Source organism: Mycobacterium sp. NS-7484, from assembly GCF_001953975.1.
Classification (GTDB): Bacteria; Actinomycetota; Actinomycetes; order Mycobacteriales; family Mycobacteriaceae; genus Mycobacterium.
In genome coordinates, this window is the sequence record NZ_MBEJ01000137.1 from 20,282 (window position 1) to 46,761 (window position 26,480).

Annotated in this window: 21 protein-coding genes and 1 other RNA gene; 14 read left to right on the top strand and 8 right to left on the bottom strand. The window is 65.5% G+C overall.

Annotated elements, in window-relative coordinates; all coding sequences use genetic code 11:
- The first annotated feature begins 25 nt into the window (after window positions 1-25).
- Window positions 26-583 (top strand): type 1 glutamine amidotransferase domain-containing protein, encoded by a 558-nt coding sequence (locus A5733_RS25620; RefSeq protein WP_076242156.1) that lies wholly within the window; start codon window positions 26-28, stop codon window positions 581-583.
- 30 nt (window positions 584-613) lie between these two features.
- On the opposite strand, the gene A5733_RS25625 is transcribed toward A5733_RS25620, so the two are convergent.
- Window positions 614-1,780, bottom strand: a complete 1,167-nt coding sequence (locus A5733_RS25625) for an acyl-CoA dehydrogenase family protein (protein ID WP_076242129.1) — start codon at window positions 1,778-1,780, stop codon at window positions 614-616.
- 475 nt (window positions 1,781-2,255) lie between these two features.
- Between A5733_RS25625 and A5733_RS25630 the strand changes: the two genes are divergently transcribed.
- A complete protein-coding gene (locus A5733_RS25630) occupies window positions 2,256-3,233 on the top strand; it encodes an esterase family protein (RefSeq protein WP_067769348.1) in 978 nt (325 codons plus the stop codon).
- A gap of 120 nt (window positions 3,234-3,353) precedes the next feature.
- Here the strand turns inward: A5733_RS25630 and A5733_RS25635 are convergent, their stop codons facing one another.
- From A5733_RS25635 to hisN, 4 genes are all read right to left on the bottom strand, one after another.
- Window positions 3,354-4,352 (bottom strand): oxidoreductase, encoded by a 999-nt coding sequence (locus A5733_RS25635; protein ID WP_076242130.1) that lies wholly within the window; start codon window positions 4,350-4,352, stop codon window positions 3,354-3,356.
- 90 nt (window positions 4,353-4,442) lie between these two features.
- On the bottom strand, window positions 4,443-5,663 hold the full coding sequence (locus A5733_RS25640) for an acyl-CoA dehydrogenase family protein (RefSeq protein ID WP_076190869.1): 1,221 nt from the start codon (window positions 5,661-5,663) through the stop codon (window positions 4,443-4,445).
- Between the two features lie 40 nt (window positions 5,664-5,703).
- Entirely contained in the window at window positions 5,704-7,101 is a 1,398-nt protein-coding gene (locus tag A5733_RS25645; protein WP_076242131.1) for an acyl-CoA dehydrogenase family protein, read from the bottom strand.
- 112 nt (window positions 7,102-7,213) lie between these two features.
- Window positions 7,214-7,996, bottom strand: coding sequence for a histidinol-phosphatase (gene hisN / locus A5733_RS25650; protein WP_076242132.1), 783 nt, complete (start codon window positions 7,994-7,996; stop codon window positions 7,214-7,216).
- Window positions 7,997-8,019: 23 nt separating this feature from the next.
- Between hisN and A5733_RS25655 the strand changes: the two genes are divergently transcribed.
- Window positions 8,020-8,352, top strand: coding sequence for a hypothetical protein (locus A5733_RS25655; protein WP_067769337.1), 333 nt, complete (start codon window positions 8,020-8,022; stop codon window positions 8,350-8,352).
- A gap of 63 nt (window positions 8,353-8,415) precedes the next feature.
- Here A5733_RS25655 and A5733_RS25660 read toward each other — a convergent pair whose 3' ends face one another.
- The gene (locus A5733_RS25660) at window positions 8,416-9,786 is read right to left on the bottom strand and encodes an FAD-dependent oxidoreductase (protein ID WP_076242133.1); all 1,371 of its coding nucleotides are present in this window, start codon (window positions 9,784-9,786) and stop codon (window positions 8,416-8,418) included.
- Window positions 9,787-9,936: 150 nt separating this feature from the next.
- Between A5733_RS25660 and prfB the strand changes: the two genes are divergently transcribed.
- From prfB to ssrA, 8 genes are all read left to right on the top strand, one after another.
- Window positions 9,937-11,055 (top strand): peptide chain release factor 2, encoded by a 1,119-nt coding sequence (gene prfB, locus A5733_RS25665; protein ID WP_076242134.1) that lies wholly within the window; start codon window positions 9,937-9,939, stop codon window positions 11,053-11,055.
- Window positions 11,042-12,025 carry a mechanosensitive ion channel family protein gene (locus A5733_RS25670; RefSeq protein ID WP_067769332.1) on the top strand — a complete coding sequence of 328 codons (984 nt, stop codon included), beginning with the start codon at window positions 11,042-11,044 and terminating at the stop codon, window positions 12,023-12,025. The genes prfB and A5733_RS25670 overlap by 14 nt, the downstream gene beginning before the upstream one ends.
- A complete protein-coding gene (locus tag A5733_RS25675) occupies window positions 12,022-12,549 on the top strand; it encodes a hypothetical protein (RefSeq protein ID WP_076242135.1) in 528 nt (175 codons plus the stop codon). Before A5733_RS25670 ends, A5733_RS25675 begins: the two co-directional genes overlap by 4 nt.
- Window positions 12,550-12,594: 45 nt before the next feature.
- Window positions 12,595-13,284: a cell division ATP-binding protein FtsE gene (gene ftsE / locus A5733_RS25680; RefSeq protein WP_064896558.1), complete on the top strand. Its 690-nt coding sequence runs from the start codon at window positions 12,595-12,597 to the stop codon at window positions 13,282-13,284.
- Entirely contained in the window at window positions 13,285-14,181 is an 897-nt protein-coding gene (gene ftsX / locus A5733_RS25685; protein ID WP_067769328.1) for a permease-like cell division protein FtsX, read from the top strand.
- A 10-nt stretch (window positions 14,182-14,191) separates the two neighbouring features.
- Window positions 14,192-14,680 carry an SsrA-binding protein SmpB gene (smpB, locus tag A5733_RS25690; protein ID WP_003881401.1) on the top strand — a complete coding sequence of 163 codons (489 nt, stop codon included), beginning with the start codon at window positions 14,192-14,194 and terminating at the stop codon, window positions 14,678-14,680.
- A 280-nt stretch (window positions 14,681-14,960) separates the two neighbouring features.
- A complete protein-coding gene (locus A5733_RS25695; RefSeq protein WP_233152793.1) occupies window positions 14,961-17,084 on the top strand; it encodes a bifunctional diguanylate cyclase/phosphodiesterase in 2,124 nt (707 codons plus the stop codon).
- Between the two features lie 48 nt (window positions 17,085-17,132).
- Window positions 17,133-17,501, top strand: a transfer-messenger RNA (tmRNA) gene (gene ssrA / locus A5733_RS25700).
- A gap of 53 nt (window positions 17,502-17,554) precedes the next feature.
- On the opposite strand, the gene A5733_RS25705 is transcribed toward ssrA, so the two are convergent.
- The gene (locus tag A5733_RS25705; RefSeq protein WP_142254213.1) at window positions 17,555-20,200 is read right to left on the bottom strand and encodes a S8/S53 family peptidase; all 2,646 of its coding nucleotides are present in this window, start codon (window positions 20,198-20,200) and stop codon (window positions 17,555-17,557) included.
- A gap of 165 nt (window positions 20,201-20,365) precedes the next feature.
- Here A5733_RS25705 and A5733_RS25710 point away from each other — a divergent pair, with 165 nt between their 5' ends.
- Window positions 20,366-21,310, top strand: a complete 945-nt coding sequence (locus tag A5733_RS25710; protein ID WP_076242138.1) for a cutinase family protein — start codon at window positions 20,366-20,368, stop codon at window positions 21,308-21,310.
- 6 nt (window positions 21,311-21,316) lie between these two features.
- Here A5733_RS25710 and A5733_RS25715 read toward each other — a convergent pair whose 3' ends face one another.
- A complete protein-coding gene (locus tag A5733_RS25715) occupies window positions 21,317-22,552 on the bottom strand; it encodes a sensor histidine kinase (RefSeq protein WP_076242139.1) in 1,236 nt (411 codons plus the stop codon).
- Between the two features lie 161 nt (window positions 22,553-22,713).
- Between A5733_RS25715 and A5733_RS25720 the strand changes: the two genes are divergently transcribed.
- Both A5733_RS25720 and A5733_RS25725 read left to right on the top strand, forming a co-directional pair.
- Window positions 22,714-23,451, top strand: coding sequence for a TIGR02206 family membrane protein (locus A5733_RS25720; protein ID WP_076242157.1), 738 nt, complete (start codon window positions 22,714-22,716; stop codon window positions 23,449-23,451).
- 162 nt (window positions 23,452-23,613) lie between these two features.
- Window positions 23,614-26,466: an RND family transporter gene (locus tag A5733_RS25725; RefSeq protein ID WP_076242140.1), complete on the top strand. Its 2,853-nt coding sequence runs from the start codon at window positions 23,614-23,616 to the stop codon at window positions 26,464-26,466.
- The last annotated feature ends 14 nt before the right edge of the window (window positions 26,467-26,480 follow it).

Below are 26,480 nucleotides of genomic sequence, written 5' to 3' on the forward strand. Positions count from 1 at the left end.
GGGTGTGAACGAAAGGATCTTCAAGATGCTCAAGGAATTAGAAGGCCGTCGGGTCGCGATCCTCGCTGCAGACGGGGTGGAGCGCGTCGAACTCGAACAACCACGCACCGCGGTGGAGAACGCGGGCGGTCGCGTCGAGTTGCTGTCCCTGGCGGACGGCGAAATCCAGGCCCGCGATCACGATCTCGAGCCGGCGGGCACCTTCCCGGTGGACCGCAAGGTCGGCGACGTGCGGGTCGACGAATTCGACGCGCTGATCCTGCCGGGCGGCACGGTGAACCCGGACAAGCTGAGGCTCGACGAGAAGGCGGTGGCCTTCGTCGGCGACTTCGTGCGGTCCGGCAAGCCGGTCGCGGCCATCTGCCACGGCCCGTGGACCCTGGCGGAGGCCGGCGTCGTCGGCGACCGCAGGCTGACGAGCTATCCGAGTATCCGTACCGATCTGCGCAACGCCGGCGCGACCGTGGTCGACCAGGAGGTCTGTGTCGACGGCAATCTGATCACCAGCCGCTCGCCGGACGATCTGCCCGCCTTCTGTGAAGCCGTCACCGAGGCATTGTCGAGTAGTCCGGCGCAGACCTGACCGCACAGAGTCCGCGTCAGATCAGCCCCGTCAGATCATGGAGGTCCGGGGAATCTTCATCCCCAGCGCCAGTGCCCCGGCCAGCTCGCGGCTGGTGTCGTAATCGAACACCACATGGCCGGCGAGCACGTCGACGTCGCGCTTGAAGCGCTGCAACGGGCTGGACAGAAAATGGATGCTGGCGCCGCCGGCCCCCACCAGCTCGGAAATCACCGATCGCGATTCGCTGACGATGTGCGCCGCGGCCAGCCGGGCCTGCGCGCGTACCGGTCTCTCGACGGAATCACCGGACGCCACGATGCTCTCGATTTCGCCGACCGTATCGGCCAGCAGGGCCCGCACAGCGCGCAACCGGACCTGGGCTCCGGCCAGATGGGCCTGGGCGATCGGCTTGTCCTTCTGCATGACGCCTTCGTACGGCAGCACGCGTTCGCCCAACCGCTGCGCGTAGATCTCGGTGACCCGCTCGGCGCTGCCCAGCGCGGGCATCGCCGCCAGCTGGGCCAGCGCGGGCACCATCGGCCAGCGGTAGGTAGCGCTGTCGTGCAACCCCGCGCCCGGAGCGGTACCGGAATAGATGTCGAGCACTTTCACCAGCCGGTGCTCGGGCACGAAGACGTCGGAGGCGATGGCGTCGTTGGATCCGGTGGCGCGCATGCCGTCGGTGTGCCACACGTCGGCGACGGTCACGTCACCGATCGGCAGCAACGCCAACGCCGGGTACAGCGCATCGTCGGGGCCGCAGAGCGCAGCCACGATGATCCAGTTCCCGTGCATGACACCGGTGGCCCACGACCATCGTCCGGTCAGCCGGATGCCGCCCTCGACCGGCAGGCCTCGTCCGGTGGGGGCCAGGGGAGCCGGGGCCAAGAAGGGGCGATCGGCGAAGGCCTCCTGCTGGGCCTGCTCGCCGAACAGAGCCAGCATCCAGTTGTGTAGGGCCAGAAAGCCGATGGTCCAGGCGCTCGACGTGCACCCGTGCGCCATCTGCCGCACCGGATCCAGGATCGCCGGGAAATCGGCCTGGCGTCCGCCGTAGCGGGCGGGCACCAGCAGTTCGGTGAATCCGGAGTCGACGAGATCGGTGACGGTGGCGTCGGGAAGGCGGCGTAACTCCTCGGCGTCAGCGGCACGATCGGCGAGTCGTGCGACGAATTCCGGGGTGATCACGCAGTCGGCGAGAGGGGGTGAGGCCATGGCCGGAAAGTTACCATACTTTTTTGTATGGTCGATGCCGTGGACCGCGCCTGTCGGAGCCGACCCGGCATTTTGAGAACTGGTTGGCGACGATCGGATAACTCTCCGGACACCGGTTGTGAACGGATAGACATCGGCAGTCGTCAGGGGTTGTCGGCGAAAACGGGCCCATTTCGGTGTTTGTCCAGGTAGACGACGTGTACACGGCGAAGAAATAAAGTCGAATTCACTTTTCGAAACCTGAAGATCCGCAGCTCGCCGACGTGCGGTGAGTTTTCCCCTGTCCGGGCACCGTGATTTACTCAAGGCGCAACAACTGAATTCTTCGGTCCGCTCCGCTGCGCCTTCGACAGGCGTTCGGCGACGGAGAGCGGGCGCGACAGCGCAGCGGATGAACGCTGCGGTGTCGCTTGGCGACACTCATCGCTGATCGCGCGCAGCGCGTCATTGACCGGAAGACGGATGGATTCGCAGTATGACCTTCATTGACAAGATTCGTGGCCGTTGGGCCCGCCGGATGACGGTGGCAGCTGTGGCAGCACTTCTGCTGCCTGGCTTGATCGGCGTCGTCGGCGGATCGGCGACCGCGGGAGCCTTCTCCCGCCCAGGTCTGCCGGTTGAGTACCTGATGGTCCCGTCGCCGTCGATGGGCCGCGACATCAAAATTCAGTTCCAGAGCGGTGGCCCGGGTTCACACGCGGTGTACCTGCTCGACGGCCTGCGCGCTCAGGACGACTACAACGGCTGGGACATCAACACCAACGCGTTCGAGATGTTCCTCGACAGTGGTCTGTCGGTCGTCATGCCCGTCGGTGGCCAGTCCAGCTTCTACAGCGACTGGTACTCCCCGGCATGTGGCAAGTCCGGCTGCGTCACCTACAAGTGGGAGACGTTCCTGACCAGTGAGCTGCCGCAGTGGCTGGCCGCCAACCGTGACGTGGCAGCCACCGGCAACGCCGCCATCGGTCTGTCGATGGCCGGCTCGGCCGCGCTGATCCTGGCGACCTACCACCCGCAGGAGTTCATCTACGCCGGTTCGATGTCGGGCTTCCTGAACCCCTCCGAGGGCTGGTGGCCGTTCCTGATCAACATCTCCATGGGTGACGCCGGCGGCTACAAGGCCAACGACATGTGGGGTCCGACCGAAGACCCGAACAGCGCCTGGAAGCGCAACGACCCGATGGTGCAGATCCCCACGCTGGTTGCCAACAACACCCGCCTGTGGATCTACTGCGGCAACGGCCAGCCCAACGAGCTGGGCGGCGGCGACCTGCCTGCCACCTTCCTCGAAGGTCTGACCATCCGCACCAACAAGACGTTCCAGGACAACTACATCGCTGCCGGTGGCACCAACGGTGTGTTCAACTTCCCGGATAACGGCACGCACAACTGGGCCTACTGGGGCCGGGAGCTGCAGGCCATGGTTCCGGACCTGCAGCGGGTACTGGGCTGACGCCTTCCCGTGAACGGTCCCGCGAAAGCGGGAGGTACCGCCAGTAAAAACTGCCCCAAATCCACGGACCGAAGTGGTCCACGGATTTGGGGCAGTTTTGCGTCTGCAGGTCGAAGCCGGCTAGAACCCGCCGGCCACTCGCACCACCGCGCGCCCGGAATGGCGCCCGGCGCGCACTTCGTCGATCACACCGACGACATCTTTGACGTCAACCTCGGTGGAGACATCGGCGAGGTGGCGCGGTTTGAGCTGCTCGCCCAGCTGGCGCCAGACTTCCCGCCGCGGTCCGATCGGCAATTGCACCGAGTCGATGCCCACCAGCGATACTCCGCGCAGGATGAACGGCATCACGGTGGTGTTCAGCGCCGAACCGCCGGTGAGCCCGCTGGCGGCCACCACGCCGCCGTAATCCATGGTGCTGAGCACGTCGGCCAGCGTCGCCCCGCCGACACAGTCCACCGCGGCTGCCCATCGGGATTTGCCCAGCGGACGTGGTTTGGCCTCGGGGTCGGCCGGCAGGCGTCCGATCACCTCGGCAGCACCCAGTGCACGTAGCTGGTCGACCCGGTCAGATTTTCCGGTGGAGGCCACCACGTGGTAGCCGGCGCCGGCGAGGAGATCGACGCTCACTGCGCCTACTCCGCCGGTCGCGCCGGTGACCACGATGGGACCGTCTGGCGGCCGGATGCCGCGAACGACCAGGGCCAGTACGCTCAGTGCCGCGGTGAAGCCGGCCGTGCCGATCGCCGCGCCCTCGCGCGGGGTCAGCGGTCCGAGCGCCACGACCTGAGCCGCGGGCAACCGGGCGTATTCGGCGTAGCCGCCGTGATGCCCGGTGCCGATCTGATAGCCATGGGCCAGCACGAGATCGCCCGGGGCGAAATCCGCGGAGTCCGAGGCCACCACTTCACCGGTCAGGTCGATGCCGGGGACAATCGGATAGTCGCGCACCACACCGCCTTTGGGTGTCAGTGCCAGCGCGTCCTTGAAGTTGACGCTGGAGTAGTGCACCCGGATGGTGACCTCACCGGGAGGCAGATCGGATTCCTGCAGTGTCTCGACCGCCGCGTCGATGCGGTCCCCGTCGGTGCGTGCCACAAGCGCTTGAAACGTGTCCATGACGCTCACCCTATTGGCCCAACAGACGCGAACACCCCCGAAACGTGTCGATTTCGGGGGTGCTCGCGTCTGCTCGCGCAGAAGAAAGGACTACTTCAGTTCGGCCGAGGATAAACCCAGCAGTCGGCGGGCGACCACCAGCTGCTGGATCTGCTGCGTGCCCTCGAAGATGTCGAGGATCTTGGAGTCGCGGGCCCATTTCTCCAGCAGCGTCTGCTCGGAATAGCCTGTGGTGCCGGCCATTTCGACGGCCTTGAGCGTGATGTCGCTGGCCACCCGGGCGGCCTTGGCCTTACCCATCGAGGCTTCCTTGGAGTTCGGAATGCTGTTGTCGGCCTGCCATGCCGACCGCACCGTCAACAGGTACCCGGCCTCCCAGTCGGCCTCCATGCGCAGGAACTCCGCCGCGGCGGCGCTCTGGGCATGCGCGGGCTTGTCGTAGGAGATCTCGATGCCGGCGTCGGTGAGGATGGCGCGCAGGTCCTCCAGGGCGGCGCGGGCGATACCGACGGCCATGGCCGCCACGATCGGGCGGGTGTTATCGAAGGTCTCCATGACCCCGGCAAAACCCTTCTCCACGTGGATTTCCGGATCGCCGAGCAGGTTGTCCTTCGGGATGCGGGCGTTCTCGAAGCGGATCACCGCGGTGTCGGATGCCTTGATTCCGAGCTTGTGCTCCAGGCGCTCGACGGTGACGCCGGGGTGCTCGCGGGGCACGATGAACGACTTGATCGCCGCGCGGCCCAACGACTTGTCCAGCGTCGCCCAGACCACGATGTGGGTGGCCCGCGAACCGGCGGTGACGAAGATCTTCTCGCCGTTGATCACGTACTCGTCGCCGTCGAGCACCGCGGTGGTGGTCACGGCCGCGGAGTCCGAGCCGAAGCCGGGCTCGGTGATGGCCATCGCGGCCCACACATCCTTGCCCAGACGCTCGAGCTGCTCGGGCGTGGCCACCGAGGAGATCGCGGCGTTGCCCAGGCCCTGCCGCGGCACCGAGAGCAGCAGCGCGACATCGCCCCAGCTGATCTCCAGCGCATTGAGCAGCGCGGACATGTTGGCCCCGTTGACGGTGACCTTCTCGCCCTTGGTGTTGGCGTCGTCGCGGAACGCCTCGGCGCCCGCGAAGGAGATGGTCTTGGCGCTCGAGATGCCTTCGAAGAGCGTGGCCAGGGTGTCCAGCTCGACAGGGTAGGCGTGTTCGGCCAGGTCGTACTTGCGGGAGATCGGTCGGAGCATCTCCGCGGCGCCCTGGTGGCCCTTCTCGATGACCGCCTGGAGCTTGCGGGGCATTTCCAGATTGATTGCCATGATTAGTCTTTCGGTTCAAATACGCGGAACGATAGCTGGACTAAATCACCACGACACCCTCGGCGACGCCGATGGCCCGCAGGTCGCGGTACCAGCGTTCGACCGGGTGTTCCTTGGTGTAGCCGTGACCACCCAGCAGCTGCACACCGTCCAGGCCGATCTGCATGCCCTTGTCGGTGCCGAGCTTGCGGGCCAGTGCTGCCTCGCGGGCGAACGGCAGGCCCTGCTCGGCGCGGGCGGCGCCGCGCCAGGTGATCAGCCGCAGGCCGTCGAGTTCGATGGCGATGTTGGCGGTCATGAACGCCACCGACTGGCGGTGGGCGATCGGCTCTCCGAAGGCCTGGCGTTCCTTGATGTAGGGGATGACGTAGTCGAGCACCGCATGCGAGGTGCCCACGGCCAGGGCGGCCCAGCCCAGTCGGGACAACGCGATCGCCTCGGAGTAGTCCTGATCGGTGGCGCCATCCTCACCGAGACGGTTGCTCAGCGGCACGGCCACGTTGTCGAGCTCGACCTGACCCAACGCTGCCGCCCGGATGCCCATGCTCGGATCGGCCTTGACCGTCAGGCCCGTCGAGGACGCCTCGACGATGAACAGCGCCGGCTTGCCGTCGAGTTGGGCTGCGACGATGAACAATTCGGCCTTGGCGGCCGCCGGCACCAGGGACTTGACGCCGGAGAGCCGGTAGCCGCTGGGGGTGCGGACAGCGGTGGTCTTGAGTGCGGTCGGGTCGAACAGGGCGTGCGGTTCGGCGATGGCCACGCAGGCCTGCGGCACGTTCTCGCCCGCGAATTCCTTCAGGTACGTGGCCTGCTGATCGGCGCTGCCCCAGTGGGTCAGCGCCGACGCGAAGCTGCCGGGGGCCAGGATCGGCAGGGCCAGGCCCATGTCCCCGTAGGCCAGGGCCTCGGCGACCAGCGCATTCGTGACGGTGCTGCGGTGCTCGGCGATGCCGTCGAAGTCCTCGGGCACGTTGACCGCGGTGATGCCCAGCTCAGCGGCCTTGGCGATCAAGTCGGCGGGGTAGGCGGCGGCCGCGTCGGCGTCGTGCGCGGCCGGACGCAGGATCTCCTCGGCGAATTCCTTGACCGTCTCGACGATCATCTGCTGGTCTTCGTCGGGGGTCAGATCGAAGTAGTCCGCGCCGCTGGCCTTGAGCCGGGTCGGGGCTTTGCCGAGGCCCTGGATCCGCTGGAATTGGCGGGTGGCCGCGCCCGCGGTCGAAAATACTTGCTTCACACCGTATTTCAGGCCGCGGTTAAGCGGGTCCCGCAATCCGTAACGGTCCAGGAACTCCTGGCCGACGATGGGTGTGATCAGCGCCAACCCGATGTCGGTCGCTGTCCGCTTGTGCTTGTGCAAGCCGACCGCACTTTGCTGGCCGGAGCGTGAGGGACGGGGTGTGGTGCCGTTTTTGGACGGCAGGGTGTTGGTCATTGGCTGCCTCTGTTGGTCGTGGCGACTGGTCGTGGCGACGCATCTGACCGTATCTTACTCCGGAGTAAGGTACGGCATCTGTTACCAACCTCACACCGCGCCCCGCGGCCCCTCAGTCGACAGAAAGCCTGGTCAACACCGCTTCGTGCAGCAATCCATTGGTGGCCAGCGCACTGCCGCCGTGCGGGCCTGGCGAGCCGTCGACCCCGGTGAACGTGCCGCCGGCCTCGCGGATCAGGATGTCCAGCGGGGCGATGTCCCAGAGCTTCACCTCGGGCTCGCAGGCGATGTCGACGGCACCCTCGGCGACCATGCAGTACGACCAGAAGTCGCCGTAGGCGCGTACCCGCCACACCTCGTCGGTCAGCGCGACGAAGCGCTCTCGGCGGTCCTCCCATCCGGTGGTCAGATCCGAGTACGACAGGCTGGCCGAGCCCAGATCGCCGACGCCGGATACCGAGAGTTTGCGGGTGGCCCCGGCGAACGAGCCGAACGCACCCTGGCCTTGGCCGGCCCACCAGCGTCGGGCCAGCGCCGGCGCACTGACCACGCCGACCACTGGCACGCCGTCGTCGAGCAACGCGATCAACGTGCACCACACTGGGACACCGCGAACGAAGTTCTTGGTCCCGTCAATCGGATCGATGACCCATTGGCGTCCGGTCAAAGTTGTTGTGCCGCCGAACTCTTCGCCGAACACGGTGTCGTTCGGCCGGGCCGCGGCCAGCGAGGCGCGCAGTGCTTCCTCGGCCCCCCGGTCGGCATCGGTGACCGGGGTCAGATCAGGTTTGGTCTCGACGTGCAGATCGAGGGCGCCGAAGCGATCCATGGTCAATGCGTCGGCCTGATCGGCCAATTCGAGAGCCAGTGCCAGGTCATCTGCGACGGTACTCATGCCGAAAGTCCTACCATGGCCTGGTGTGGGAATTCGGCATACTCCTCTTGCTCGTGGGAGCACTCGTGCTGCTGCTGGCGCCACGGATCATGCGGCGCCGGGGGATTCGCGGTGAACTGGCGCACGGCACTTTGCTGGTGACGGGGGTGAGTCCGCGTCCGGATGCGACGGGGGAGCAGTTCGTCACCATCACCGGCGTCATCACCGGTCCGACGGTGAGCGAGCACGTCGTGTATCAGCGGATGGCCGTCGACGTCGACAACTGGCCGTCTATGGGAGCGCTCATCCCGGTGGTCTATTCGCCCGGCAACCCCGACAAGTGGGCTTTCGCCCCGCCAGAACCGCCGCCGGTCTGACCGTTCAAGCGTGCCCGATGGCCTGATTCCTCCTCGGCGCTCGTTCCTCGCGTCGCATCGTCATCAGGCGTGCCCGATGCGGAGCAACTCCGCCACACTCGCCAACTTCACCCGGGGCCGGCCGGTCGGCTCGCCCGCCGCACGCTCATGTGCGTCGATCAGCTGCCAGTGTTCGCCGGTGACGAGCTTGGGCTGGTGCTCCAGAAGCCATCCGGCCAGTTCTTCGCCGTAATCGGGGGCCCGATCGTCGATGTCACCGGCCTGCAGATCGGCGAGCAGCGTGTCGACGGTGTCCTGTGAATCCTTTTTGTTGCTGCCGATCACCCCCGAGGGGCCACGTTTGATCCAGCCCACCACGTATTCGTTGCGGCTGCCGTCGATCCGGCCGTCGGTGTGCGGAATGGTGCCCGAGCGTTCGTCGAACGGCAGGCCGGGGGTTGCCACTCCTCGGTAGCCCACCGCTCGCACCACCAACTGGGCGGGCAGCTCCTCGCGCACACCGGTGTCCTTGGCCACCACGCGCCCGTCGTCGTCACGGGCAAGTTCGTTGCGGCCCAACACAATCGACTCCACCCGGTCTTCGCCGTGTAGCTCGATGGGGGAGGTGCAGAATCGGAAAACGATGCGCCGCTTGGCTTCACGTGGCTGTTGATCGGCGTACTTACGTAGCACCTTGATGTTCTGTTTGACGGTCTTGCCGGCTGCTTCCAGATCCTCGTCGGTGATGTCGGCGAAATCGGCCGGGTCCAGGATGACGTCGACATCGGCCATCGCTTCCAGATCACCGAGTTCACGCAGTTCCAGTGTGGTGAATGTGGCCTGCAGCGGGCCGCGGCGCCCGATCACCACCACCTCTTCCACCCCGCGGGTGTCCAGTGAGGCCAGCGCATGGTCGGCGATGTCGGTGTTGGCCAGCGCCTCGGGGTCGCTGACCAGGATGCGGGCCACGTCGAGGGCGACGTTGCCATTGCCCACCACGACCGCGCGCCCACCCGACAAGTTCGGTGCCATGCCGTCGAAATGAGGGTGGGCGTTGTACCAGCCGACGAAATCCACGGCCGCCACACTGCCCGGCAACTCTTCCCCTGGGATGCGCAGCGACCGGTCGGACTGCGCCCCGATCGCGTAGACCACCGCGTCATAGCGCTGCGCCAGCTCGGCCGCGCTGACATGTTCACCGACTTTGATGTTGCCGAAGAACCGGAACCGCGGATCGGCCGCGGTCTTGTCGAACTGGGCGCTGATCGACTTGATCTTCGGATGGTCGGGCGCGACTCCGGAGCGCACCAACCCCCAGGGCGTCGGCAGCATCTCAAGCATGTCGACGCGGACGTCGCGCTCTGAGTCGGGCGAATCGGCGAACTTCAGTAGCGATGCGGCAGCAAAGAATCCAGAGGGGCCAGAACCGACGATCGCTACGTGATATGGGCGCATACGGTGCCTTCTTACGAGCCTGTAAAGCCGTCATTTCCCGTCCCAGGGCTTGTCGGGGCGGGTACCAACCGACTTTAAACACACTTCGTCCGTGCTGCCGAGAGTCGGGAAGAACTGTTGCGGAAATGCAGGCAGGTACCCTGGACATCCGTGGATCCCGACCGCCAAGCCGCCGTAGCCGCCCTCGACACCACCCTGACCACCGTGGAGCGGGTGCTCGACATCGATGGGCTGCGCCAGCGGATCGACATGCTCGAGCAGCAGGCCTCCGATCCGAAGCTCTGGGACGACCAGACGCGGGCGCAGAAAGTCACCAGCGAGCTCTCCCATGCGCAGAACGAACTGCGCCGCGTGCAGGAGTTGCGTCAGCGGGTGGAAGACCTGCCGGTCCTGTTCGAGCTCGCTTTTGAAGAGGCCGGTGCAGAAGGCGACGATGCGGTCGTCGAGGCCGACACCGAACTCGCCAAGTTGCGTGAGGACATCGAGGCCCTGGAGGTCCGGACGCTGCTCTCGGGTGAGTACGACGAGCGTGAGGCCGTCGTGACCATCCGATCCGGCGCCGGTGGCGTCGACGCCGCGGACTGGGCCGAGATGCTGATGCGGATGTACATCCGTTGGGCCGAGAAGCACGACTATCCGGTCGAGGTGTTCGACACCTCCTACGCCGAGGAAGCCGGCATCAAGAGCGCCACGTTTGCGGTGCACGCGCCCTTCGCCTACGGCACGCTCTCGGTGGAGCAGGGCACCCACCGATTGGTGCGCATCAGCCCGTTCGACAACCAGAGCCGGCGTCAGACGTCGTTCGCCGACGTCGAGGTCCTTCCCGTGGTCGAGACCACCGATCACATCGACATTCCCGAAGGGGACCTGCGCGTCGACGTGTACCGCTCCAGCGGCCCGGGCGGACAGTCGGTGAACACCACCGACTCCGCGGTCCGGCTGACCCACATCCCCACCGGTATCGTGGTGACCTGTCAGAACGAGAAATCTCAATTGCAGAACAAGGTTTCGGCCATGCGTGTTCTGCAGGCAAAGCTCTTGGAGCGCAAGCGGTTAGAAGAGCGTGCCGAGATGGACGCGCTCAAGGGTGACGGGGGCAGCTCGTGGGGCAACCAGATGCGGTCCTATGTTCTGCACCCCTACCAGATGGTGAAGGATCTGCGCACCGAGTTCGAGGTCGGAAATCCGGCGACGGTGCTGGACGGGGACATCGACGGATTCCTGGAAGCGGGCATCAGATGGCGCAACAGAAGAGATGACGACGACTGATACCGTGCTGGCCTTCCCTCTCGCCGAACGCTGGCACAGTTTCTGGCAAGGCGAGATCGGCGTCTGGATTCTGACCACCGGTCTGCGGATCGCGCTGCTCATCATCGGCGGTCTGCTCGCGGCGCGCTTCATCAACTGGGCCGCCCAGCGGGTGGTGCGTCGCATCGACGCCGAGTATCAGGAGAGCGACCAGCTGGTGCGCTCGGAGAGCGCCAAGCACCGCCAGGCCGTCGCCTCGGTGATCTCCTGGGTCTCGGTGGCGGTTCTGTTCATCATCGTGCTGGTCGAGATCACCGATGCGCTGGCGGTGCCGATCGCCTCCCTGGTCGCCCCGGCCGCCGTGCTCGGTGCGGCCCTCGGTTTCGGCGCGCAACGCATCGTGCAGGACCTGCTCGCCGGTTTCTTCATCATCACCGAGAAGCAATACGGCTTCGGCGACCTGGTCCGGCTGACCATCGGCGCCAGCAACGAAGCCGAAGGCACGGTCGAGGACGTCACGCTGCGGGTCACCAAGCTGCGGTCGTCCGAAGGCGAGATGTACACCGTGCCCAACGGGCAGATCGTCAAGGCTCTGAACCTGTCCAAGGACTGGGCACGTGCGGTGGTCGACATCCCGGTGCCGGTGAGCGCCGACCTCAACCTGGTCAACGACGTGCTCAACGAGGTCGCCGAGAAGGCCGCCGAAGATCGCGAACTGTCCAAGCTCCTGCTCGACAAGCCGCAGCTGATGGGTGTGGAGAGTATCGCGCTGGACACCGTGAACCTGCGGATGGTGGCACGTACCCTGCCTGGCAAACAGTTCGATGTGGGCCGGCGGCTGCGGGTGCGGGTGGTGCGGGCGCTGCGCCGCGCCGGGGTGGTGACGTCCTCGGACGCGTCGATCGCCGCGGCGGGTGACGTCATACATCCGGCTGCCGTCTCGGAAGTACAGGCGACGCCACCGGCGGCGGCGCAGGAGCCGAAGAAGTGAAATTCGATCTCGACCGGGTGACCGATGCCGTCACCAAACTGTGGCGCAGCCGGGTGGGCCGGCTTCGCACCTCGACGGTGGTGCTGATCGTGGTGTTCGTCGCGCTGTCCTGGGTGCAGCAGGAGTATCGCCCGCAACAGACCGCTCCCCAGAATCCGGCAGAGCAGGTGGTCCCGCCCGGGTTCGTACCCGACCCGGAATACACCTGGGTGCCGCGCACCAAGGTGCAGCCGCCGCGCACGACGATGCAGACCGAAACGCCGGAGACGACCGAGACCACCACCTCGACCACCCCGACGACCACGACGCCGACCGAGACCCCGGAGACCGAGGCCACGACACCGACGAGTCCCACGACGACGACACCGTCGCCGGGAGCGCCCCGGTCAACGGTGTTCGACCCGGACGGCCCCGGACTGCTTCCGCCGATCACGTTGCCGATCGCGCCGGAGCCTGCGCCGGCCCCGCCGACCGATCAGCTGCAACCGGGCCAGGAACCGATGGCGCCGACATTGCCGCGATAGCGTGACCTGCCGGATGTTTTCGCCCCGCTACACTGGCGTGCCGTGATGATCACCCTCGACCACGTGACGAAGCACTACAAGTCTTCGGCGCGCCCCGCGCTCGACGACGTCTCGTTGAAAATCGACAAGGGTGAGTTCGTCTTCCTGATCGGCCCGTCGGGTTCGGGTAAGTCGACGTTCATGCGGCTGTTGCTGGCCGCCGAGACGCCCACGTCGGGCGATATCCGGGTGTCCAAGTTCCACGTCAACAAGCTCGCCGGTCGTCACGTCCCGAGCCTGCGCCAGGTCATCGGCTGCGTCTTCCAGGATTTCCGGCTGCTGCAGCAGAAGACGGTGTTCGAGAACGTGGCGTTCGCCCTTGAGGTGATCGGCAAGCGCGGCGAGGTGATCAACCGCGTGGTCCCCGACGTGCTGGAGATGGTCGGGTTGTCCGGCAAGGCCAACCGATTGCCCAGCGAGCTGTCCGGCGGTGAGCAGCAGCGCGTCGCCATCGCGCGGGCCTTCGTCAACCGGCCCCTCGTCCTGATCGCCGACGAGCCCACCGGAAACCTCGATCCCGAAACCAGCAAGGACATCATGGATCTGCTGGAACGGATCAACCGCACCGGAACCACGGTGCTGATGGCCACCCACGACCATCACATCGTCGACTCCATGCGTCAGCGGGTCGTCGAACTCGAACTCGGCCGGCTGATCCGTGATGAGCAGCGCGGCGTCTACGGAATGGATCGCTAAGTGCGCTTCGGCTTTCTTGTCAATGAAGTTCTGACCGGGCTTCGCCGCAACGTCACGATGACGGTGGCGATGATCCTGACTACCGCGATCTCGATCGGGTTGTTCGGTGGCGGTCTGCTGGTCGTTCGGTTGGCCGATCAGTCCCGGGACATTTATCTCGATCGCGTCGAGAGCCAGGTGTTCCTGACCGACGACATCTCGGCCAACGATCCGACGTGTGACGGCGATGCCTGTAAGGCGCTGTACCGCAAGATCGACGACCGCGACGATGTGCGGTCACTGCGCTTCCTCAACCGCGAGCAGGCCTACGACGACGCGATCAAGAAGTTCCCGCAGTACAAGGATGTCGCGGGCAAGGACGCCTTCCCGGCGTCGTTCATCGTCAAGCTCAACGACCCCGAACAGCACGAGGCGTTCGACAAGGCGATGATCGGCCAACCCGGTGTGCTCAACGTGCTCAATCAGAAGGATCTGATCGACCGGTTGTTCGCCGTGCTCGACGGGCTCAGTAGCGTCGCGTTCGCGGTGGCGCTGGTGCAGGCGATCGGCGCGGTCCTGTTGATCGCGAACATGGTTCAAGTGGCCGCGTATACGCGGCGCACAGAAATTGGCATCATGCGTCTCGTCGGTGCGACCCGCTGGTACACGCAGCTGCCGTTCCTGGTCGAGGCGATGATCGCGGCGCTGATCGGTGTGGTGATCGCGATCGTGGGACTGATCGTGGTGCGCGCGGTGTTCCTGGACAAAGCGCTCGACCAGTTCTATCAATCGAACTTGATCGCCCGGGTGGACTATGCCGACGTGCTCTACTTCAGTGCGCCGTGGATGTTGTTCCTCGGCTTGGCGATGTCCGGTATCACTGCGTACGTGACACTGCGGCTCTACATACGAAGGTAGTCGTGAGCTAGTGGCGACCAAGAAGTCCAGCCCCGCCGGCAACAAGCAGATTGTGGCCAGCAACCGCAAGGCGCGGCACAACTACACCATTCTCGACACCTATGAGGCCGGCATCGCGCTGATGGGCACCGAGGTCAAGAGCCTGCGCGAAGGCCAGGCCTCCCTGGCCGACGCGTTCGCCACCGTCGATGACGGCGAGATCTGGCTGCGCAACGTCCACATCGCGGAGTATCACCACGGCACCTGGACCAACCACGCCCCGCGACGCAACCGCAAACTGCTGTTGCACCGCCGCGAGATCGACAATCTGATCGGCAAGATCCGCGACGGCAACCTGACCCTGGTGCCGCTGTCGATGTATTTCTCCGACGGCCGGGTCAAGGTGGAGCTGGCGCTGGCCCGCGGTAAACAGGCCCACGACAAACGCCAGGATCTGGCCAAACGTGACGCCGATCGGGAGATCATCCGCGAGCTCGGCCGCCGCGCCAAAGGCATGTGAGTCCGGTTCGCAGCTGCTGAAATGGCTGCGGCTGGTTAGCGCCCGTCATCGAGGGGCTATACCTGCCTGACGGGTTTGGTCGTATGGGCGCACAGGGAGGTGGCGGGTGGCATCACACCTGCCGACATGGCGTCCGGTACTCGTTGTCGGAGTCCTGGTCGCCGCCGGGGTCAACGCGTTGGCGTTGTGGGGGCCCGGGATGGCGTACCGCGGCGAGGCGGTCCTGCAACTGTGCACCGGGCTCGTGGCGGTGGTCTGCGGTGTCGTGGTCGCGGCGCGGATGTCGGGCGCGGCCCGCTGGTGGCGGTTGCTCTACGTCGCCGCGGTGCTGATGTGGCTCGTCGGCCAGGTTCTGTGGTGGACCCATGGCGCTGGGCCGGTGCCCTCCGCGATGAAGGTCAGTTACCTGGTTCTCCCCGCGTTGATCACCGCGTCGTTGGGACTGCTGGTGTATTCCAGCGGCGGCCTGCCCACACCTCGGGAGGATCCGCTGCGACGCACATTCGCCACGAATCTGCTCGACGGCACCGTCGCCGGGGCATCCTTTCTGATCCTGGCGGCCATGGGCGATTTCGGGACACATTCGACCGCCTCGCTGCCGCGGTCCGGCGTTCCCACACTCGATGTCATCTTTGCGGTCGCCGAAGTGCTGCTGGTGGCCGCGGCCGTCGTGGTCGCGATGGTCTATGAGCCCGGCCGGCCTTACCGGACGAACTATCTGCTGCTGGCCGGCGGCCTCATCACGATGGCGGCCTCAGACCGAATCGTCGCGTATTTCCGGTCCGTGGGCGCCGCCGGCGGTGACCTGTGGGGCGGGATCGGATTGGTCGTCGGTCCGGTGATCATCGCGTTCGCGATGCTGGAGCAGACGCCGCCGGAGGTGGGCGACGACACGGACCGCGGAATCGACTGGGCCAGGCTGGTTTTGCCCTACATCGGATTTCTCGGCATCGCGGTGCTGTTCGCCTATCACGTCATGATCGGTCAACCGCTGGATCCGTTTGTGGTGTGGGCGACCGTGGCGATGGTGCTGCTGGTCACCGTTCGACAGATCCTGGCCATGCGCTCGCAGCACCTGCTGACCCAACAGCTCTACCGGGCGCAGCGCCGCCTCGGCCACCAGGTGTATCACGATGCCTTGACGGGTCTGCCCAATCGTCTGCTGTTCCGGGAGCGACTCGATGAGGCGATGAAGCGCGGGCAGTTCGTGCTGATCTTCATCGACCTCGACGACTTCAAGGAGGTCAACGACCGGTTCGGCCACGCGGCCGGCGACGAGTTGTTGTGCACCGTCGGGGACCGTCTCAAGCGCTGCATCAGCGATGCCGACACACTGGCCAGGATCGGAGGCGACGAGTTCGCGGTCCTCATCGAGGGGGAGAGCGGCAACCCTGAGGTGGCGGCAGACCGCCTGCGGGTGGCGTTGCGTGACCCGTTCCCGGTGCACGGGTCGTCGGTACGGGTCAAGGCGAGTATGGGTCTCGTGCCCTCGGGAGCCGGTGGGCCCGAGCAAACCTCGGACGACGTGTTGCGTCAGGCCGACATTTCGATGTATGCGGGCAAACGCCTCGGTAAGAACACTGCCGTCGTCTACCAACCCGAATCGGATACACAGGTCGACTTCCCGACCGTGTTGCGGGCGGCCGCCGGCGTCCCCGACGGTTTCAGCCTCGCCTATCAACCCGTGGTCGACCTCACCGACGGGACGCTCGTCGCCGTCGAGGCGCTGGCGCGCTGGACTGCTCCAAACGGCTTGCAGATTTCGCCGGAGACCTTCGTGGCCATGGCCGAGGGCGCGGGGCTGGGCGCGACGTTCGACGCCATGGTGCTGGACCTGGCATGTCAGGAGGTGGTCGCCTCGGGCCTGCAGGTCGACCTTCACGTCAACATCGGGGCTGCGCGGTTGGGCAACACCGGTTTCGACGAGCAGGTACGACGCGTCCTGGAGCGTCATCGATTGCCGGGGCACCGCCTGGTCGTCGAAATCACCGAAACGCTACCGATTCTCGACCTGACCGCCGCCGCAGCGCAGATCGAACGGCTCAACGCCATCGGGGTGAAGGTCGCCCTCGACGATTTTGGCGCGGGATACAACTCGCTGACCTATCTGCACGCCCTGCCGGTGCAGATCGTCAAACTGGACCGCAGCCTGGCCGTGGATGCCGAGCCCGAGCGGGATTTGACGCTGTACCGGTCCGTCATCGGCTTGTGTAGCGATCTGGGCTTCAGCGTCATTGCCGAGGGCATCGAGTCGACCCTGCAAGCCGGCACCATCCTGGCCGCAGGCTGTCAGCTGGCGCAGGGGCACCTGTTCGGACGTGCGACCCCGCTGAGCGATATCAGCGTGCGGTGGGCAGATGCGGTGCGTCAGGACGCGGAATATTCCAACGTTGGGCGGGGTTGAAGGATCCGGTACTATTGACTGTCCTGCCGAAAGTCGGTGGGGATGCGAGGGGCTGATCGGTTTCGACTTCGCGCATCGAATCAAGGGAAGCGTGCCGGTGCAGGCAAGAGACCACCGTAAGCGTCGTTGCAACCAATTAAGCGCCGATTCCAATCAGCGCGACTACGCACTCGCTGCCTAAGCGACTGCGTGTCTGTCAGACCGGGAGCGCCCTCGGCCCGGACCCTGGCATCAGCTAGAGGGACCCACCCACGGGTTCGGTCGCGGAATCCGTGGGGACATCAAACAGCGACTGGGATCGTCATCTCAGCTTGTTCGCGTGACTGAGAGATTCGAGTAGAGGCACAGCGAACTGCGCACGGAGAAGCCTCGAGGACATGCCGTAGGACCCGGGTTCAATTCCCGGCAGCTCCACCAGTAGAAAACAGGCCAGGGACTCTGTCCCTGGCCTGTTTTCTGTCTCGGGCAGCTCACCGTGAGGGTGCGACGAACCGCAGTCCGGTGACCGGTGTTTCCTCAGGCCGGGTCAGCCGCAGCGCGTACAACCCGGGTGCAACTCCGCGCGTGTCGATTTCCACGCGGCCAGTCGTGTGCTCGCCCTTGGCGACGACGTTTCCGCTGAGGTCGAGCAGTTCCGCGGTCACCGGTAGCTCTTCGAGCGACGGGTTCGCGATGGCGATGGATTCGCCAACGGCGACACCGGCTTCGGCCGGCTGAGTGGTCAGCTCCACCGCGTACCGCACCTCCGGATTCACGAACTTGATCGCGTCCGGGTTCAGCCACCACTCCGGCATCACCTCGTACGACGGGAAATCGGCGGGCCGGAATCGCGGGTCGGCCATCATGGCCACCGTCAAGCTGTACCGGGTCTGCTCGTCGCCGGATACCTTGAGGAAGCTCGTCGCCTGTTCGGGCGGCCGGATGTCGTGGTAGGTGTCCGGACTCCACTGATGGAGTATGTTGCGCTGTTCGTCGAACAGCGTGAGGGTCACGGGCTTGTCGGAGTTCATGAAGATGAACGGGATTGCCTTACCCTCGTGTGCCGGAGCCCAGAACTTGAAGAAATCGGTGTCGATCTTCCACTTGCTCCCATACGGGAAGACAGCTGCCAGTGACTCGTACCGGTGCAGTGTCAGATGGAACGTGCCGGGTCCGTGTTCCTGCCCGATGTCCAGTGGCGGCTTGCGGAAGCGGAGTTCGGTCGCCGAGTCGAACGAGTTGTTGGGCTCGAACTTGTCGGGCTGCAGCGGCGTCAGCCACGGTCCGGCGATCAGTGAATACGCGGTGACGCCCCCGTAGCTCTTCACCTTGATGATGTAATCGCCCTGGGGAACGTTGCCCGCCGCGAAGAAAACCCCGTCCTGCGGATAAACCGTTGTCAGGCCTTCGATCTCGCGCCCTGATGTATCGAGAACCTCGACATAGAGGTTTGCGATCTTGTGATACCAGATCACTTGAATCCTCAGCTCCGAGTAGTCGGAGGTCTTGAACGACCAGTAGTCGGCGTCGCCGTTCTGCTTGCTGATGGCGAGCCGGTCCGGACGTGGGATCCGCACGCCGCCCATGATGTCGGTCTGCAGCGGTCGAGCGGTGGCGATGCTGTCGCCGGCGTCGACCGGATCGGGGAGTACGCCTTGAAGTACCTCGTTCACCGCGGCGAACGCGTCGAGTCCTCTACTGGTCATTCCGAGAAAGCCGGGTTCGCCTGCCCAACTGGTCCGTTGCAGTAGTGGTTCGACGTCCGCGTTGGAGATCAACGGGTCGATGGCGCGCAGCATCGCCGCGGTGCCGGCGACCAGGGGCGCCGCGGCCGAGGTCCCGGACATGCGACGGCCGAATGCGTTGTCGGCATCCGGCATCACCGGAAGCTGGGTGCCGGGAGCCCAGATTGTCACCGACGGGCCGTAATTGGAGTCCGCCCTGGGCGTGACGTTGTCCGGGCCGAGGGCGCCGACCGTGATGACGCCAGGTGTGCGGGTCGCCGGACGGACCCACTTGTCCGGAAGGCGATATCCACTGTTGCCGGCTGCGACGACGATCACGACGTCGCGGTCGACGGCGTATTGGAAGGCGTTGACCCAGTCGGCATCCGGGAAGGTATCCCAGATGGTCTGCGGTGGTGTACCGAAGCTCATGTTCACCACATCGATACCCCAATATCCGCAGATCTTGATGCCGCGCATTATCGAGAAAATGTCTCCGCCGTGCCTCATCAAGACCGGGAATGCGACTGTGCCGCCGGCTCCTGCCGCGCCCTGCTGGTTGTTGACAGTCGCCGCGGCGAGGCTGGCCGCGCCGTTGCCGTGCCAGTCGTGATTGGTGCTGCTTTCGCTGATGTCGCGGTCGTCCCGGTCGATGTTGTACGTGAAGACTCCGCGGTCGAAATCGGAGCCGGTCTGCCCGGGATGCCGCAGCGGCTGACCTGCGGCGTCGAACCAGAAGCCTTGGTCCATGACGGCCAGCGTCGTCAAGGCCGTGCCTCCGTTGCCGGCACGGTAGGAGTCGACGAGTTGCCACGCGTCTACGATCCGCGCGCGGCCACTGAACGCCGGCCATAGTTGCGGGTCGCTCTGCCCCCACTCGGTGACGGAAGCTTCCGTCGTGGAGAACATGTTCAGTCGGGCGGGCTTCACCAGATGGTTGAGTCCGACGGATTCTCTGGGTACGTCGATGCTCGCGACAAGCGCCGCCACCGACGCGGCCATCTCCGACGAGAAGTGCGGCAGCGGTGCATCGGTGGATCGACTCACCGCCCGCTCGAATATCGCCGCCGCGTCGCGGATTCGCGGTGGCTCCGAGAACACCACTCGAACGCTGTCCGGCGGTGGTTCGACCAGCCCGTGGTTACGCGCGGTTCGACCTAGTTCGCGCGGACGGCGCGGCAACGGTCGCGGCCGGATCGCCGTTGCGCCGAACTTGGCCGTCAATTCGTTGATTGCGTCGACGTGTTCGGCACCGATCAGCAGTTCGTTCTCACGAAACAGCGCAGGCGCATCACCGCTGCCGGTGAAATCCATGGCCCCGACCCGCGATTCCGTTTGCACGGAACACAGGTGAGCTTCCTTTGCCGCACGCGACAGGGGCTGTACCAATTCGCGAATACTGTCGTGAGCCACGATGTCCTCCTCGGTGATTGCCTCGGATTCTCATGGTGGGTTTGCCGCGGGAGGGGCCGGTAGCGTAGTCGACTACGTCAGTCAGCGGTGGTCGGTGGCCGGTGCCCGGGTGGACCAATCGGGCACACCGGAACCATCTGCCCTGGGCACAGGTTAGATTGAGGAATGTTTTCTCGCCGCATCGCTAGCCCCCGGGGCAGTGCGCGGTCAGGTGGTCGCTGGGTCGGGCTTGGCGCTGCTGCACTTCTCACCGCGGGCGTTCCGCTCGTCGCTCTCACCGCACCGCCGGTGGCGTCTGCCGCCGACTGTGCCGACGCCGAGGTGGTCTTCGCTCGCGGCACCGATGAGCCGCCCGGTATGGGCCGCGTCGGCGATGCCTTCGTCGATTCGCTCCGCAAGCAGACCGCGGGCATGACCATCAACACCTACGGGGTGAACTACAAGGCCTCCAAGCTGCAGCTGCACGGCGGTGATGGCGCCAAGGACGCGATTTCCCACATCAAGTCCACGCTGTCGTCGTGCCCCGACACCCAGATCGTGCTCGGCGGCTATTCGCAGGGCGCGAGCGTGATCAACATCGTGGCCGGCAACCCGCTCGGCGGAATCAAATGGGGCGACGGGCTACCGGCGGAATACGCGGACAACGTCGCGGCGATCACCACCTTCGGCGACGTCGGCACCCGCACCAAGCAGTCGATAGCAACCCAGAGCGCCCTGTTCGGTTCCAAGGCGATCGACCTGTGCAACCCCATGGACCCGATCTGTCACGAGGGCCAGGGCAACGAATGGAGCGGACACACCGAGGGTTACGTCCCCGTGTACACCACGCAGGCGGCGGCGTTCGCGGCAGCCAAGCTGCTGGCCGGTTCGGGTCAGTCGGTGCCCGGATACGGGCCGGCGCTTCCGGATTACGGGTACGGTCCGACGCTTCCGGGCTATGGTCCGACGCCGGGATACGGCCCCACCCCGGGCTATGACCCCAGCACATCCCTGCACGGCCCGCAGCCGGGCTACAGTCCCGCGACGCCGGGCTACGGTCAGCAGCCACCCGGACTTGCTCCGTCGACGTCGGTTCCCAGCTCGCCGGCCTCGGAAGTCGGCTTGGTCTGAGCGGTTTCACACCGCTGCCGGCGACGGAAGCGTGATCGCGATCTCGGTGCCGCGGGCATCGTGCACGTCGAGCACACCACCGAGCGCCAACACCTTGGCGCGGATCGACGCGAATCCGATGTGACCGGTTTCGAGGCTCAGCGCGAGGCGCTCGGGTTGGATGCCCACGCCGTCGTCGGCGACGCATAATGTGGCGCGCGCGTCGGACCGGGCCAGGGTGAACCGCAGGTTGTCGGCCTTGGCGTGCTTGATCGCATTGGTCGAAAACTCGCGCGCCGCGCTGTAGAGCAGGTGATCGGCGTCAGTCCGCAGATCCTCGGGCCAGTTGTCGAAGTCCAGGTGGACAGCGAGGTTGGTGCGTGCGGCAATGCCATCGGCCAGTGAGGTGATGGCCGCCCGCAGACCGGCGCGGGCAAGCACCTCGGGGTGCAGTTCACGGACCACGTCGCGAAGCAGTCGCGAGCACTCACCGAGCGCCATGTCCACGCGGTCCATCGATTCGGCGGATCCTTCGCGCACCTCTTCCATCTCCCGGCGGGACGCCAGCACATACTGCAGGGCTCCGTCGTGCAGTCGCTCCGAGAGCGTTTGTCTCTCACGCTTTTCCAGCGTGACGATCTCTTCGAGCAGGTGGCTACGCTCCTGGGCCAACCGGGCGATCGTCTGCTCTTTCGACTGTTGGATCCACGACAGCGTGACCGACCCGGCGGCCAACCCGAACAACAGGGCGGTGGTGGTGAGAATAGATCCCCAGGGCTCGTCTCCGTTGGCCTCCTGGTTCACCCAGAGCACCACGACGTAGGCGGCCACGGTGGGGACGGCGATCACCGCGCTGACGAACGGATCGAGTTGTGCCGCCGCGATCAGCGGGATCAGAAACAACCCGTAGTGAAGCACGTCGGAGGTCCAGGTATTGGGGGAGCTGAGCCCGGATTCCACCGAAAGTGCCGACACCACAGCGACATCCGCGCACAGCATGAGCAGTGCCACCCAGCGCCGGGCTTCGGCGCCCGCGCGACTGCTCCGCTGCAGCGCCCAGAAGCCCCAACCGGCGATCGCCACCAGGTAGCCGATCCACAGCAGTGCGTAGGGCCAGCGGTAGGTTTCGGGCGGTTGCAGGAACAACGCGAAGAAGATGAACGCCGCCAACAGGATCCGCAGGGCCAACTGCAGCAGCAGCCCGCGAAAAGCTGCGCCCTTCCAGCGTTGCTCCAAAGCCGTTGCCGCCGCGCGCCTGACCATTTTCGACTCCCGCCAACCGCAAGGTCCGGCAGGAGTATAGGGCGGTCCGAGCAGGTCCAGAGCCAGGTTGACGAAGTTTGCGCGCCTGACCGGCCCGCCTGAACGCCACCTGCCATCATGGATGACGGGTCCCGCGGGTGCGAAACCGGGGAGGTGATCGACTGTTGACCGCACAGCGTGAGTTCACGGCCTACGGCCCGTCGCATCTGGTCGTGCTGGCGGTGTTCGTCCTCGGGGCAGTGCTTCTGGTCATGATCGGCCGGCGTCAGAACGAGGCGCAGGCCCGGGTTTTCAGCCGTGTACTGGCCGGACTGCTCGTCGCGGCGTTCGCAGTGGCGTTGGCCTACAAGCTGATCGTGCCCGATATCGACACCTCGATTCCGCTGCAGTTGTGCGACCTCGCCGAGCTCGCCGCCGCCTATGCCTTGTGGTCGCAGCGGCATTGGGCATTCGTGCTCACCTACTACTGGGGTCTCGTGCTGAGCTCGCAAGCCTTGCTCACCCCGGACATCGGCACACCGCGCGAAGGCGCCCCGGACTTTCCGCACCACCTCTTCGTCACGTTCTTCACGCTGCATGTGCTCGTGGTGTGGGCGGCGATCTACCTCACCTGGGGGCGCGGCAGATGCCCGCGCTGGCGTGACTACCGCTTCGCCGTCGCGCTGACCCTCGGGTGGATGGCGTTCACGTTCACCTTCAACGCGATCGCCGGCACCAACTACGGCTATCTCAACCACAAGCCGCCCACCGCCTCGGTGCTGGACGTGTTCGGCCCCTGGCCGGTGTACCTGTTGGCCGAGATCGCGGTCGTGATGGCGGTGTGGGCGCTGATGACCTGGCCATGGGAGCGATCGCGGTCTAGCTGTGAAGATGCTGTCAATCGGCGCCGGAATCGATGATTGACAGCGACATTTTGACGGGCTACGTATATTACGCGCGACGGTGTTTTTGTATCGTCTGCGACCTGTCCCAGAGGGCGACAGTGGCCTGATCGAAGGGGCGGTTGTGCGGACCACGGCACCGAATCCAGACGCCGGACGTCTGGCCGCGGCGAGCGGACGATGAGCGCCCACGGCAAGGGCACGACGGGCTCGGGCATCGCCCGGGCCGTCCGCATGCTGGCCGTGCCCATCCTGCTCGGCTGGGTGGTCCTGACCGTCCTGACCAACGTCCTGGTGCCGCCGCTGGAGAAGGTCGGCGAGGAGAACACCGTCGGCCTGAGCGCCCAAGACGCGCCGGCCATGATCGCGATGCGCAAGATCGGCAGCGACTTCCAGGAGTTCGATTCCGACAGCAGCGCGATGGTGGTCCTGGAGGGCGAACAACCCCTCGGCGACGACGCCCACCACTATTACGACGGCATCGTCGACAAGCTCGAGGCTGACACCGCCCATGTCCAGCACGTCGCCGACTTCTGGGGCGATCCGCTGACCGCGTCGGGGGCGCAGAGCAACGACGGCAAGTCGGCCTACGTCCAGGTGCACCTGCGGGGCAATCAGGGCGAAACGCTGGCCAATGAATCGGTGGCCGCGGTTCGCGACATCGTCGCACAGTCCTCGCCTCCACCGGGTGTCAGCGTGTTCGTCACCGGTGGGGCGCCGCTGGTATCGGATCAACACCATGCCGGCGACAAGAGCGTCGCGCGGGTCACCGCCATCACGCTCGTGGTGATCGCGGTGATGCTGCTGATCGTCTACCGGTCGATCGCCACCATGATCCTGATCCTGCTGATGGTGTTCCTCGAGCTCGGTGCCGCCCGCGGGATCGTGGCATTCTTGGCGCACAACGGGATCATCGGGTTGTCGACCTTTGCGGTGAACCTTCTGACCCTGATGGTGATCGCCGCCGGAACCGACTACGCCATCTTCGTGATCGGCCGGTATCAAGAGGCCCGCGGTGCCGGTGAAGATCGAGAAACCGCCTACTACACCATGTTCAGCGGTACCTCCCATGTGGTGCTCGGCTCGGGCATGACGATCGCCGGCGCGATGCTGTGCCTCAGCTTCACCCGGTTGCCGTACTTCCAGACCATGGGCGTGCCGTGCGCGGTCGGCACGTTCGTCGCCGTCGTCGCTGCCCTGACGATGGGCCCGGCGGTGATCGTGATCGGCAGCCGGTTCGGACGGTTCGAACCGAAACGCAGTATCCGATCGCGGGGTTGGCGCCGCGTCGGGATCGCCGTGGTCCGCTGGCCGGGACCGATCCTGGTCGCGACGTTGGGTCTGGCGCTCGTCGGTCTGCTCACCCTGCCGGGGTACAAGACCAATTACGACGCCCGCAAGTATCTACCCTCGGACCTGCCGGCCAACGTCGGATACGTCGCCGCCGAACGTCATTTCAGCGCTGCGCGGATGAATCCCGAACTGCTGATGGTCGAGACCGACCACGATCTGCGCAACCCGGCGGACTTCCTGGTCATCGACAAGATCGCCAAGGGCATCGTGCGGGTGCCCGGAGTGTCTCGGGTGCAGGCGATCACCCGCCCCAACGGGCGCCCGATCGAGCACACGTCGATCCCGTTCCTGTTGAGCCGGCAGGGCACGACCAACACCATGAACCGCAAGTACATGCAGGACCGGATGGCCGACATGCTGGTTCAGGCCGACGAGATGCAGAAGACCATCGACACCATGGAGGAGATGTCGCGGCTGACGCAGCAGATGGCCGACATCACGCACTCCATGGTGACCAAGACCAAGACGATGACGCTCGACATCGCCGAACTGCGGGAGAACATCGGTAATTTCGACGATTTCCTACGGCCGCTGCGCAACTACTTCTACTGGGAGCCGCACTGCGCCGACATTCCACTGTGCTGGTCGCTCCGTTCCATCTTCGACACCCTCGACGGCATCGACGCGTTGACCGACGACGTCCAGCAGTTGGTGCCCGAGCTGGAGCGGCTCGATACTCTGATGCCGCAGCTGGTCACGCTCATGCCGCAGCAGATCGAGACCATGCGCACGATGAAGACGTTGATGCTCACGCAGCGGGCCACCCAGGCCGGGCAGCAGGATCAGATGGCCGCGATGCAGGAGAATTCGACGGCCATGGGCAAGGCCTTCGATGAGGCCCGCAATGACGATTCGTTCTATCTTCCACCGGAAGCCTTCGAGAACAAGGACTTCAAGCGGGGGATGAAGAATTTCATCTCACCGGACGGAAAGTCGGTGCGGTTCATCATCAGTCACGAGGGCGATCCCGCGACACCCGAGGGCGTCGCCCACGTGGACCCGATCAAGCTGGCCGCCAAGGAGGCGCTCAAGGGCACACCGTTGGAAGGCTCGAAGATCTACCTGGCCGGCACCGCGGCCACCTACAAGGACATGAAAGACGGATCGTTCTACGATCTGGTGATCGCCGGAATCGCGGCGGTGTCACTCATTTTCATCATCATGCTGCTGATCACCCGGAGTGTGGTGGCGGCCGCGGTGATCGTCGGCACGGTGCTGCTGTCCCTGGGCGCGTCGTTCGGCTTGTCGGTGCTGCTGTGGCAGCACCTGCTCGGCTTGGAACTGCACTGGATGGTGCTGGCCATGTCGGTCATCCTGCTGCTGGCCGTCGGTTCCGACTACAACCTGCTGCTGGTCTCCCGGTTCAAAGAAGAGCTGCCCGGTGGGCTGAAGACCGGGATCATCCGAGCGATGGCGGGCACCGGCTCGGTGGTGACCTCGGCGGGTCTGGTGTTCGCCTTCACCATGGCCTCGTTCGCCTTCAGTGATCTCAAGGTGATGGCCCAGGTCGGCACCACCATCGCACTCGGTCTGCTGTTCGACACGTTGATCGTGCGGTCGTTCATGACGCCGGCGATCGCGGCGTTGCTGGGCCGGTGGTTCTGGTGGCCACAGGTGATCCAGTCGGCGGCATCGAAGCGGCGGCTGGCCGCGCTCGGAAACACCACTGCCCACGCGTGAGCGCTGGGCTCCTA